The sequence below is a fragment of the Streptomyces mesophilus genome, assembly GCF_040300965.1.
Lineage (GTDB): Bacteria > Actinomycetota > Actinomycetes > Streptomycetales > Streptomycetaceae > Streptomyces > Streptomyces mesophilus_A.
This window is the reverse complement of sequence record NZ_JBEPEW010000063.1, coordinates 16,697-28,775: the sequence shown is the minus strand read 5'-3', so window position 1 is coordinate 28,775 and position 12,079 is coordinate 16,697. Positions and strand designations below refer to the sequence as shown.

The window sequence follows — 12,079 nt, the reverse complement described above, 5'->3', positions numbered from 1 at the left end:
CCACTCCCCATTCCCGTACGACATGGACCGCTCACCGACCGGTCCGGTACCCATGACACACCACAGGCCCGGCAGTCGCTCTGCCGGGCCTGTACTGGAAAAACCGCCGAATGCCGGCGTGACTACGTGGCCGGGGCCTCGATGGCCTCGGAGGTCAGCAGACCCGCGTTGATCTCACGCAGTGCGATCGAGAGCGGCTTCTCGTGGACGTGGGTGTCCACCAGCGGACCGACGTACTCGAGGAGACCCTCGCCGAGCTGCGAGTAGTACGCGTTGATCTGACGGGCACGCTTGGCCGCGTAGATCACGAGGCTGTACTTCGAGTCCGTGGCCTCGAGGAGCTCGTCGATCGGCGGGTTGATGATGCCCTCGGGCGCGGTGATGGAAGAGGACACGCTCTACCTTCCGAAGAATGGAAAATGATCAGACAACGCCTGATCAGACAACGTTCACCAAGGCTAGCAGCTCGCGGGCCACGTCCTCGACGGAGGTATTGACAAGGGTCGTATCGAACTCCGACTCGGCGGCGAGCTCGACACGTGCGGCCGCCAGCCGGCGCTCGATGACCTCCGGCGCCTCGGTGCCGCGGCCGGTGAGCCGGCGCACCAGCTCGTCCCAGCTGGGCGGGGCGAGGAACACCAGCTGAGCCTCGGGCATCGACTCGCGCACGAGACGGGCGCCCTGCAGATCGATCTCGAGCAGCACCGGCTCACCGGCCTCGAGACGCTCCAGTACGGCGGCGCGCGGTGTGCCGTAGCGGTTGCCCGCGAACTCGGCCCACTCGAGCAGCTCGCCGTTGGCGATCAGCTTGTCCATCTCTTCATCGGTGACGAAGAAGTACTGGACGCCGTGCCTCTCCCCGGGACGCGGCTTCCGAGTCGTCGCCGAGACGGAGAGCCAGACCTCGGGGTGTTCTTTGCGCATATGAGCGACGACCGTGCTCTTGCCGACCCCGGAGGGGCCGGAGAGCACGGTCAGCCGCGGACGTTCACTCATGCAGCGATTATCCAGGTTCTCAGGAGTGCCTGAGACCTTCAGGCGGCACCGCCGCCGAACTCACGCTCCAAAGACGCGATCTGGTTGGAGCCAAGGCCCCGCACACGCCGGCTCTCGGAAATACCGAGACGCTCCATGATCTGCTTGGCGCGGACCTTGCCCACGCCCGGCAGCGACTCGAGGAGGGCGGAGACCTTCATCTTTCCGATGACGTCGTTCTCCTGGCCCTGCTTGATGACCTCGTGAAGGGAGGCGCCGGAGTGCTTGAGTCGATTCTTGACCTCGGCCCGCTCCCGGCGAGCCGCGGCGGCCTTTTCGAGCGCGGCTGCGCGCTGTTCAGGGGTAAGGGGCGGAAGAGCCACGCCTACGTCACCTCGGTTGTCGAACTGTCGGATACGGACCGGTGAGGAACCTAATAGCCCCGCACCTGGGGAGCAACGAGCGACGCAGTCACCCGTGTACTCCCGACGGAGACTAGCGGCCAGGACCGCTCCAGTCAGCGAGAACAGCGGAAAAGTCCAGGTCAGCCTCTGCTGAACTATACATATCGGGCAATTCGCCCCGGATTTGGGGGTCCGATACGTCAATTACTTGGGTGCGCGCGCCCGATTGCCTGCTGCAACGATGTGAAATCGCGCTCCGCCAGAGCCGATTCGAGCTCTCCCAGGACGCGTACGGGCGCTGAGGGGTCGTTGAAGAGCACGGTACCGAGCGCGACACCGGAGGCGCCGGCGAGCACGAACTCCAGCGCGTCGCGTCCGGAGGCGATCCCGCCCATGCCGAGGATCGGCACCTGCCGCACCGCTCCGGCCCGCATCGCCGCGTACACCTGGTACACGCAGCGGACCGCGACGGGCCGGATGGCCGGACCGGACAGACCGCCCGTCGTGCCCGCGAGATACGGACGGAGAGTGTCGGTGTCGATGGCGATCCCGAGCAGCGTGTTGATCATCGAGAGGCCGTCGGCGCCGGCCTCCGTGCACGCCGCGGCGATGTCGACGATCGAGGTGACATCCGGAGTGAGCTTCGCGTAGACCGGGTGCGCGGGATCGGCGGCCGCGCGGACGGCGCGGATCGTCTCGTACGAGGTGGAGGCGTCGCAGCCGAAGACGAGGCCGCGGTTGGCCACGTTGGGACAGGAGATATTGGCCTCGATGCCGACGACACCGGGCTGCCCTGCGAGCCGGGCCGCGGCTTCGGCGAACTCCTCGGTGCGCTCCCCCGCGATCGACACGAGGACCCGGGCGCCGCGCTCCGCGAGCCAGGGCAGCTCATGGGCGACGAAGTGGTCGATGCCCGAGCCCTGCAGTCCGATGGAGTTGAGCATGCCGCTCGGGGTCTCGGCCATGCGCGGGGTGGCCCGGCCGGAGCGCACGTACGGCATGACCGTCTTGGTGGTGATCGTGCCGAGCGCGGACAGCGGTACGAACTGAGCAAGCTCCCGCCCGTATCCGGCGCACCCGGAAGCGGTGCTGAGGGGGTTGGGCAGGGTCACGCTCGCACCGAGCGGTGCCGACATGTCGATACGTGTCGTCATCACGCACACTCCTGGTGCCGTGGCCGCATGGCATCGGCGCCTTCGAGGTCGGCCGGAAGCGTCCCGGCGTCCGCCCAGCGCACTTTCGTCCCGTCGAAGACCGGCCCCGAGGTGCAGGAGCGCAGGAAGCGGGGCACGCCGTCCGCGCCCTCCACCGGCAGCACGCAGGTCATGCAGATCCCGATACCGCAGGCCATGGCCTCTTCGACGGCGGTGTGGCTGGTGGCGCCCCGCGCGGTGGCGATCTCGGTGACGGCGCGCAGCATGGGCATCGGTCCGCAGGAGTGCACCTCGGTGGCGCCGAGTTCGCGGATCATGCCCGGCAGTTGGCCGGTGACGCGGCCCTCGGCACCGTACGACCCGTCCTCGGTCGTCACGGCGACGTGCGGGGTGAGGGCTCGGGCCAGGCCGACACCGAAGAGCTTGTCGGCGGTGGCGGCCCCGAGGACGAACCCGACGCGGCCGCCGCGGTCGAGGATCTGCTCGGCGAGAGCGAACATCGGCGCGCTCCCGTAGCCGCCGGCGACGAGCACGGCGCCGACGGGCCCGTCGGGCAACGGGAACGGCGTCCCGAGCGGCGCGATCAGATCGACGCGGTCGCCGACGTGGTGCGCGGCCAGCGCCTTGGTCCCTCTGCCGTGCACGGCGAAGACCACCTCGATGGTGCCGGCTTCGGGATCGGCGCGATGGATGGAGAACGCGCGCCGCAGCAGCATCGAGGAGTCACGGCCCCCGAGGGCGAGGGCGGCGAAGTGTCCGGGCGACACCCTGGCCGCGGCCCCGCCCGCGTGGAGCACGAGCCGGTGATACGCACCCGCCGGCTCGAGAGCGAGGATCTCGGCCGATGACTGCGCGGGCGTCAGTCTGGGCTGCGGGGACAAGGGCTCTCCGTTCCGGGTGGCCCTGCTCGGGCCATGCCCTGGACATGTCGCTGAATCTCCATGTCCACGATCGCCCGCACCGACGCGCCCGCGGTGCGGGCAACGTCCCTCGCCGGCCCGGCAAAGGTCCCCGCGCGACCCGCCCCTGTGGACAGCTCGCGCTACCCACGACGAACGCCTCCCCCACCCGGCCCCTCCCCTCAGCCTCAGGGGCGGACTTCAGCCCCGCCGGCGCTTGAGGCGACTTCAGCCCCGCCGGCGCTTGAGGCGATCCGAACGAAGTTCGGATGCCCGGGTCCGGGGCGGAGCCCCGGTTTCGGGAAGGGGCGGGGTGGGGTGAAGAAAAATCAGGCCCCGGCCACAGCGGCCCGAACCTGCTCCGCGAACTCAGAAGCCGAAGCACGCAGCGCCTGAACAGACGGCCCATGCCGAAGCACACCCCGACTGACATTCGGCACAACGTTCCGCACAGCAGAGCCGAACACCGAGGGCAGATCCGCAGGCGTGGCCCCTTGCGCCCCGATCCCCGGCGCCAGCAACGGCCCGTTGATGTCCAGCTCGTACGAGGACAGATCCCCGAGCGTCGCCCCGACCACCGCCCCGAACGACCCGAGCGGCGTCTCCCCGGCGTTCTCCTCGGCCAGGTGCCCGAGCATCGTCGCCCCGACGTTGCGCCCGTCCGCACGCACCGCGTGCTGGACCTCACTGCCCTCGGGGTTGGAGGTGAGCGCCAGGACGAACAGACCGGCACCGTTCTCGCGCGCGAGGTCGACGGCGGGCTTCAACGACCCGTACCCGAGATACGGCGACACCGTCAGCGCATCCGAGAACAGCGGCGAATCCTTGCGCAGGAAGGCCTCCGCGTATGCGGCCATCGTGGACCCGATGTCCCCGCGCTTGGCGTCCATGCAGACCAGCGCCCCCGCGGCCCGCGCCTCGGCGACGGTGGTCTCGAGCACCGCCACACCCTTCGACCCGAACCGCTCGAAGAACGCCGCCTGCGGCTTGAACACCGCGACCGTCTCACCGAGCGCCTCGACCACCGTGCGCGAGAACCGCTCCAGGCCGTCGACCGTGTCGGGCAGGCCCCACGAGTCGAGCAGCGAGGCGTGCGGGTCGATGCCTACGCACAGCGGGCCGCGCGAGTCCATCGCGCGCCGAAGGCGGCTGCCAAACGATTCGATGCTCATGCGGAGACCTTTCGCGTGTCGGCGCCGACGGCTTCGGCGAGCGTGGCGTACGGGGAGGTGTTCAGGCGGGCGGCAAGTCCCTTGTGCATGGCGCGCATCCAGAACGGGCCCTCGTAGATGAAGGCGCTGTAGCCCTGCACCAGCGTCGCGCCGGCGAGGATGCGCTGCCAGGCGTCCTCGGCGTTCTCGATGCCGCCGACGCCGATCAGCGTGATCCGGTCGCCCACGCGGGCGTACAGACGGCGCAGGACCTCCAGGGAACGCTCCTTGAGGGGCGCCCCGGACAGTCCACCGGTCTCCTTGGCCAGCGCGGGGTCGGAGAGCAGACCCTCGCGGCCGATCGTGGTGTTCGTGGCGATGATGCCGTCGAGGCCGAGCTCCACGGCCAGGTCGGCCACGGCGTCGATGTCCTCGTCGGCGAGATCGGGGGCGATCTTCACCAGGAGCGGGACACGACGGTCGCGTACCGCCGCGTCCGCGGCCTCGCGTACCGCCGAGAGCAGCGGGCGGAGGTGGTCGACGGCCTGGAGGTTGCGCAGTCCAGGGGTGTTGGGGGACGAGACGTTCACGACGAGGTAGTCGGCGTGGGCGGCGAGCCGCTCGGTGGACTTCACGTAGTCGCCGACGGCCTCGGCCTCCGGCACGACCTTGGTCTTGCCGATGTTGACGCCGACGACGGTCTTGAAGGCCGCCTTACGGGCCCCGAGACGCTCCGCGACCGCCGCCGAGCCCTCGTTGTTGAAGCCCATCCGGTTGATCAGCGCACGGTCGGGGATGAGCCGGAACAGCCGCTTCTTGGGGTTGCCGGGCTGTGCTTCGCCGGTGACCGTGCCGATCTCGATGTGGTCGAAGCCGAGCATGGTCATGCCGTCGATCGCGACGGCGTTCTTGTCGAAGCCGGCCGCGAGCCCGAAGGGGCCGTGCATCCGCAGGCCCAGCGCCTCGGTGCGCAGTTCGCGAAAGCGCGGGGCGAGCACGGCCGCGACGAACGTCCGCAGGACGGGGATGCGGGCGGCGAGCCGGATCCAGCGGAAGGCCATGTGGTGGGCCTGCTCCGGGTCCATCCGCTTGAAGACGAGGTCGAAGAAGAGTTTGTACATGTCGCAAGTCCTAGGTCTGGTCGCAAGCATGGGGGCCGCATGAAGAGGGGGACACCGTTTCCGGTGTCCCCCTCCTGGGCCGCTAGTCGCGAGCCGCGGTCAGATGCTCGGCGTGTTCCTGCAGTGAACGCACGCCCACATCACCGTGGTTGAGTGCGTCGATGCCCTGGACGGCGGCGGCGAGCGCCTGGACCGTGGTCAGGCAGGGGACGCTGCGCGCGACGGCGGCGGTACGGATCTCGTAGCCGTCGAGGCGGCCGCCGGTGCCGAACGGGGTGTTGACGATCAGATCGACCTCACCGTCGTGGATCAGCTGCACGATCGTCTTCTCACCGTTGGGGCCCTCGCCCTCGCTGAGCTTGCGCACCACCGTGGCATTGATGCCGTTACGGCGCAGGACCTCGGCCGTACCGGAGGTGGCCATCAACTCGAAGCCGTGCGAGACGAGTTCACGCGCCGGGAAGATCATGGAGCGCTTGTCGCGGTTGGCGACCGAGATGAACGCGCGTCCCTTCGTCGGCAGCGGACCGTACGCACCCGCCTGCGACTTCGCGTACGCGGTGCCGAAGACCGAGTCGATGCCCATGACCTCGCCGGTGGAGCGCATCTCCGGGCCGAGGACGGTGTCCACGCCGCGGCCGTGGATGTCGCGGAAGCGCGACCACGGCATCACGGCCTCCTTGACGGAGATCGGCGCGTCCATCGGCAGCGTGCCGCCGTCGCCGGTCGCCGGGAGCAGGCCCTCGGCGCGGAGTTCGGCGATGGTCGCGCCCAGCGAGATACGGGCCGCGGCCTTCGCCAGCGGGACCGCCGTCGCCTTCGACGTGAACGGGACGGTGCGCGAGGCACGCGGGTTGGCCTCGAGGACGTAGAGGATGTCCCCGGCCATCGCGAACTGGATGTTGATCAGTCCGCGGACCCCGACACCCTTGGCGATGCCCTCGGTCGAGGCCCTCAGCCGCTTGATGTCGAAGCCGCCGAGCGTGATCGGGGGCAGGGCGCACGCGGAGTCGCCGGAGTGGATGCCGGCTTCCTCGATGTGCTCCATGACGCCGCCGAGGTAGAGCTCGGTGCCGTCGTACAGCGCGTCGACGTCGATCTCGATCGCGTCGTCGAGGAAGCGGTCCACCAGGACGGGACGGGTCGGGCTGATCTCGGTGGACTCCTCGATGTACGAGGAGAGCCGGGCCTCGTCGTACACGATCTCCATGCCGCGCCCGCCGAGCACGTAGGACGGGCGGACGAGGACCGGGTAGCCGATCTCGTCGGCGATCGTCTTCGCCTCGGCGAACGTGGTGGCCGTGCCGTGCTTCGGCGCGGGCAGACCGGCCTCGGCGAGCACGCGGCCGAACGCGCCACGGTCCTCCGCTGCGTGGATGGCCTCGGGCGAAGTGCCCACGACCGGCACGCCGTTGTCCTTGAGCGCCTGCGACAGACCCAGCGGCGTCTGGCCGCCGAGCTGCACGATGACACCGGCCAGCGGGCCGGCCTGCTGCTCGGCGTGCACGATCTCGAGGACGTCCTCGAGCGTCAGCGGCTCGAAGTAGAGACGGTCCGAGGTGTCGTAGTCCGTGGAGACGGTCTCGGGGTTGCAGTTGACCATCACCGTCTCGTAGCCCGCGTCGCTGAGCGCGAAGGAGGCGTGGACACAGGAGTAGTCGAACTCGATGCCCTGGCCGATGCGGTTCGGACCGGAGCCGAGGATGATCACGGCGGGCTTGGTGCGCTGGGCGACCTCTGTCTCCTCGTCGTACGAGGAGTAGAAGTACGGGGTCTTGGCCGCGAACTCGGCCGCGCAGGTGTCCACCGTCTTGTAGACCGGACGGACGCCCAGGGCGTGCCGGACCTCGCGGACGACGTCCTCGCGCAGGCCGCGGATCTCGGCGATCTGCGCGTCGGAGAAGCCGTGGCGCTTGGCGTGGGCGAGCAGATCGGCGTCGAGACGCTCGGCCTCGGCCAGCTCGTCGGCGATCTCCTTGATGAGGAAGAGCTGGTCCACGAACCAGGGGTCGATCTTCGTGGACTCGAAGACCTCCTCCTGGGTGGCACCGGCACGAATCGCCTGCATGACGGTGTTGATCCGACCGTCCGTGGGACGGACAGCCTCCTCCAGGAGGGCGGCCTTGTCACCGGCCGGGCTCGTGAAGGCGAACTGCGAGCCCTTCTTCTCCAGGGAGCGCAGGGCCTTCTGCAGCGCTTCGGTGAAGTTACGGCCGATGGCCATCGCCTCGCCGACCGACTTCATGGTCGTGGTCAGCGTGGAGTCGGCGGACGGGAACTTCTCGAACGCGAACCGCGGAGCCTTCACGACCACGTAGTCGAGCGTCGGCTCGAAGGAGGCCGGGGTCTTCTCCGTGATGTCGTTCGGGATCTCGTCCAGCGTGTACCCGACGGCCAGCTTCGCGGCGATCTTCGCGATCGGGAAGCCGGTGGCCTTCGACGCCAGCGCGGAGGACCTGGAGACACGCGGGTTCATCTCGATCACGATGACGCGGCCGTCGACCGGGTCGATCGCGAACTGGATGTTGCAGCCGCCGGTGTCGACACCGACCTCACGGATGATCGCGATACCGACGTCACGCAGCCGCTGGTACTCACGGTCGGTGAGCGTCATCGCCGGCGCGACGGTGATGGAGTCGCCGGTGTGCACGCCCATCGGGTCGAAGTTCTCGATGGAGCAGACAACCACGACGTTGTCGTTCTTGTCGCGCATCAGCTCCAGTTCGTACTCCTTCCATCCGAGGATCGACTCCTCGAGGAGCACCTCGGTGGTCGGCGAGAGCGTGAGGCCCTGGCCGGCGATCCGGCGCAGCTCCTCCTCGTCGTGCGCGAAACCGGAACCGGCGCCGCCCATGGTGAAGGACGGGCGCACGACGACCGGGTAACCGCCCAGCTCCTCAACGCCCTTGAGGACGTCGTCCATCGAGTGGCAGATCACGGACCGGGCGGACTCACCGTGCCCGATCTTCTTGCGGACCTCCTCCACGACCTCCTTGAACAGGTCGCGGTCCTCGCCCTTGTTGATCGCCTCGACGTTGGCGCCGATGAGCTCGACGCCGTACTTCTCGAGGACGCCCTGCTCGTGCATGGAGATCGCGGTGTTCAGCGCGGTCTGGCCACCGAGGGTGGGCAGCAGCGCGTCGGGCCGCTCCTTGGCGATGATCTTCTCGACGAACTCCGGGGTGATCGGCTCGACATACGTGGCGTCGGCGATCTCCGGGTCGGTCATGATCGTGGCCGGGTTGGAGTTGACCAGGATGACGCGCAGGCCTTCGGCCTTCAGGACCCGGCAGGCCTGGGTCCCGGAGTAGTCGAACTCGGCGGCCTGGCCGATGACGATCGGGCCGGAGCCGATGACCAGGACGGACTGGATATCGGTGCGCTTAGGCACGCTCGGCCTCCATCAGCGATACGAAACGGTCGAACAGGTAGGCGGCGTCGTGCGGACCGGCCGCCGCCTCGGGGTGGTACTGGACGGAGAACGCCGGCTGGTCGAGCAGCTGCAGGCCTTCGACGACCTGGTCGTTCAGGCAGACGTGGGAGACCTCGGCGCGGCCGTAGGGGGTGTCGCTCACCTTGTCGAGCGGCGCGTCCACGGCGAACCCGTGGTTGTGCGCGGTGACCTCGACCTTCCCGGTCGTACGGTCCTGCACCGGCTGGTTGATGCCGCGGTGGCCGTACTTCAGCTTGTACGTGCCGAACCCGAGCGCGCGGCCCAGGATCTGATTCCCGAAGCAGATGCCGAACAGCGGCGTCTTGCGCTCGAGGACGGCCTGCATCACGGCGACGGGACCGTCGGCCGTGGCCGGGTCACCGGGGCCGTTGGAGAAGAACACCCCGTCGGGGTTCACCGCGTAGACGTCTTCGACCGTGGCGGTCGCGGGCAGCACATGCACCTCGATGCCGCGCTCGGCCATCCGCTGCGGCGTCATGCCCTTGATGCCCAGGTCCACGGCGGCGACCGTGAACTTCTTGGTGCCGATCGCGGGGACGACGTACGTCTCCTTGGTGGCGACCTCCGCGGACAGGTTGGCGCCCTTCATCTGCGGCGCTTCCTTGACGCGGGCGAGCAGCGCCGCGTCGTCCGCGACCTTCTCGCCGGAGAAGATGCCGACGCGCATGGCGCCGCGCTCGCGCAGGTGGCGGGTCAGGGCCCGGGTGTCCACGCCGGAGATCCCGACAACACCCTGGTTCGCCAGCTCCTCGTCCAGCGTGCGCTTGGCCCGCCAGTTCGACGGGACGCGGGCGGGGTCGCGTACGACATAGCCGGCGACCCAGATCTGGCCCGACTCGGGGTCTTCGTCGTTCACACCCGTATTACCGACGTGCGGGGCCGTCATGACGACGACCTGCTTGTGGTACGAGGGGTCGGTCAGCGTCTCCTGGTAGCCGGTCATGCCGGTGGAGAACACGGCTTCGCCGAAGGTCTCCCCCACGGCCCCGTAGGAACGGCCGCGGAAGATCCGGCCGTCCTCCAGGACGAGTACGGCGGGAGCGGCCTGCGTGCGGGCTCCCCTGGTGGAGGTCGTCATCGTGCGCCTTCCGTGCTGGTGGTGGTCATGGAGTTGATGGCTTCGACCCAGGCCGCGTGCTCGGCGGCGTGGTCGGAGCGGAAGCCCGAGTCGAGGAGCTTGTCGCCGTGCGCCCAGGTGACGACCAGGAGGCCGCCCTCGGCGAGCACCTTGCCCGCGATTCCCTTGTCGAGCCGGGCCTCGCGCAGGGACGCGGCCGGGATGAAGAAGTCCTGTGCCCCAGGGCGTACGACATCCAGACCGGCGTCCGTGAGCGTGAGCTCGACGCGGCTGCGCGTGCCCAGACCGTGGGCCACGATCCGGTCGAGCCACTGCCCGGCCGTGGTGGACCCGTGGTACCGGCCGCTCAGCTCAAGTTTCGCCGGACCCGCGGTTTCGGGCGCGGTGGGCAGCTGCGGCAGATCGCTCTGCAGCGTGCCTCGCCACTTCCAGCCCTGGCGCATCAGCCAGTAGACGAGGGCCACGAAAAGGAGGAGTCCTACGACCCAGCCGATCCGCGCCGCCCAGTCCGTGACCTCGGCCGATTTCTGCTCAGCGGCAAAAGTGATCAGTGTGCTCACGCCAATTTCCCGTCGATGACCGTCGCGCGGCCCCGCAGGAAGGTGTGGGTGACGCGCCCGGGCAGCTCGAGACCCTCGTACGGGGTGTTGCGGCTGCGGGAGGCGAATTCCGCGGAGTCCACCGGACCACGGTATGCCGGGTCGACCAGCGTGAGGTTGGCCGGCTCACCTGCCGAGACGGGACGTCCATGGCCGGCCAGGCGGCCGATCTTCGCCGGGTTCACGGACATGCGCTGGGCGACGCCCGCCCAGTCGAGCAGACCGGTGTCGACCATCGTGTGCTGGATGACGGAGAGCGCGGTCTCCAGGCCCACCATGCCCATGGCGGCCGCGGCCCACTCGCAGTCCTTGTCCTCGTGCGGGTGCGGGGCGTGGTCGGTGGCGACGATGTCGATCGTGCCGTCGGCCAGGGCCTCGCGCAGCGCCATCACGTCGTTCTCGGTGCGCAGCGGCGGGTTGACCTTGTAGACCGGGTTGTACGTACGCACCATCTCGTCCGTGAGGAGCAGGTGGTGCGGGGTGACCTCGGCGGTGACGTCGATGCCGCGGGACTTGGCCCAGCGGACGATCTCGACGGACCCGGCGGTCGACAGGTGGCAGATGTGCACGCGGGAGCCGACGTGCTCGGCGAGCAGCACATCGCGGGCGATGATCGACTCCTCCGCGACGGCCGGCCAGCCGCCCAGACCGAGCTCGGCGGAGACGACGCCCTCGTTCATCTGGGCGCCCTCGGTCAGGCGGGGCTCCTGGGCGTGCTGCGCGACGACACCGTCGAAGGCCTTCACGTACTCCAGGGCGCGCCGCATGATCACGGCGTCGTCCACGCACTTGCCGTCGTCCGAGAAGACCACGACACCGGCTGCGGACTCGTGCATGGCGCCGAGCTCGGCGAGCTGCTTGCCCTCCAGGCCCACGGTGACGGCGCCGACCGGCTGCACATCGCAGTAGCCGGACTCGCGGCCGAGCCGCCAGACCTGCTCGACGACGCCGGCCGTGTCGGCGACGGGGAAGGTGTTGGCCATCGCGTGCACGGCGGTCCAGCCGCCGCGCGCGGCTGCCTTGGTGCCGGTCAGGACCGTCTCGGAGTCCTCACGGCCGGGCTCGCGCAGGTGGGTGTGCAGGTCGACGAGACCCGGCAGGAGCACCTTGCCGTCGGCCTCGATCACGGTCGCACCCTCGGCGCTCAGGCCGGTGCCGACCGCCTCGATCGTCTCGCCGTCGATCAGGACGTCCTGCGCTTCGCCACCCAGGACCTTCGCGCCACGGATAAGGATCTTGCTCAT

General features: G+C 69.3%; 11 protein-coding genes. All 11 read right to left on the bottom strand.

Features of this window, described 5'->3' with window-relative positions:
* Positions 1–122: 122 nt before the first annotated feature.
* The 11 genes from rpoZ to ABT367_RS22095 all read right to left on the bottom strand — a co-directional run bounded on the left by rpoZ (position 123) and on the right by ABT367_RS22095 (position 12,079).
* Positions 123–395: a DNA-directed RNA polymerase subunit omega gene (gene rpoZ / locus ABT367_RS22145; protein WP_052577452.1), complete on the bottom strand. Its 273-nt coding sequence runs from the start codon at positions 393–395 to the stop codon at positions 123–125.
* Between the two features lie 43 nt (positions 396–438).
* A complete protein-coding gene (gene gmk / locus ABT367_RS22140) occupies positions 439–996 on the bottom strand; it encodes a guanylate kinase (protein ID WP_352254800.1) in 558 nt (185 codons plus the stop codon).
* Between the two features lie 38 nt (positions 997–1,034).
* Positions 1,035–1,358, bottom strand: a complete 324-nt coding sequence (locus tag ABT367_RS22135; protein WP_005319887.1) for an integration host factor — start codon at positions 1,356–1,358, stop codon at positions 1,035–1,037.
* A gap of 221 nt (positions 1,359–1,579) precedes the next feature.
* Positions 1,580–2,533 (bottom strand): dihydroorotate dehydrogenase, encoded by a 954-nt coding sequence (locus ABT367_RS22130; protein ID WP_352254799.1) that lies wholly within the window; start codon positions 2,531–2,533, stop codon positions 1,580–1,582.
* Positions 2,533–3,414 carry a dihydroorotate dehydrogenase electron transfer subunit gene (locus tag ABT367_RS22125; RefSeq protein WP_352254798.1) on the bottom strand — a complete coding sequence of 294 codons (882 nt, stop codon included), beginning with the start codon at positions 3,412–3,414 and terminating at the stop codon, positions 2,533–2,535. The genes ABT367_RS22130 and ABT367_RS22125 overlap by 1 nt, the downstream gene beginning before the upstream one ends.
* A gap of 347 nt (positions 3,415–3,761) precedes the next feature.
* Positions 3,762–4,604: an orotidine-5'-phosphate decarboxylase gene (pyrF, locus tag ABT367_RS22120; RefSeq protein ID WP_352254797.1), complete on the bottom strand. Its 843-nt coding sequence runs from the start codon at positions 4,602–4,604 to the stop codon at positions 3,762–3,764.
* Positions 4,601–5,704 (bottom strand): quinone-dependent dihydroorotate dehydrogenase, encoded by a 1,104-nt coding sequence (locus tag ABT367_RS22115; RefSeq protein ID WP_352254796.1) that lies wholly within the window; start codon positions 5,702–5,704, stop codon positions 4,601–4,603. Before ABT367_RS22115 ends, pyrF begins: the two co-directional genes overlap by 4 nt.
* Positions 5,705–5,786: 82 nt before the next feature.
* Entirely contained in the window at positions 5,787–9,095 is a 3,309-nt protein-coding gene (gene carB, locus ABT367_RS22110; protein ID WP_352254795.1) for a carbamoyl-phosphate synthase large subunit, read from the bottom strand.
* Positions 9,088–10,236 (bottom strand): glutamine-hydrolyzing carbamoyl-phosphate synthase small subunit, encoded by a 1,149-nt coding sequence (gene carA, locus ABT367_RS22105; protein ID WP_352254794.1) that lies wholly within the window; start codon positions 10,234–10,236, stop codon positions 9,088–9,090. The genes carB and carA overlap by 8 nt, the downstream gene beginning before the upstream one ends.
* The gene (locus ABT367_RS22100) at positions 10,233–10,796 is read right to left on the bottom strand and encodes a hypothetical protein (RefSeq protein WP_352254793.1); all 564 of its coding nucleotides are present in this window, start codon (positions 10,794–10,796) and stop codon (positions 10,233–10,235) included. Before ABT367_RS22100 ends, carA begins: the two co-directional genes overlap by 4 nt.
* Positions 10,793–12,079 carry a dihydroorotase gene (locus ABT367_RS22095; protein ID WP_352254792.1) on the bottom strand — a complete coding sequence of 429 codons (1,287 nt, stop codon included), beginning with the start codon at positions 12,077–12,079 and terminating at the stop codon, positions 10,793–10,795. Before ABT367_RS22095 ends, ABT367_RS22100 begins: the two co-directional genes overlap by 4 nt.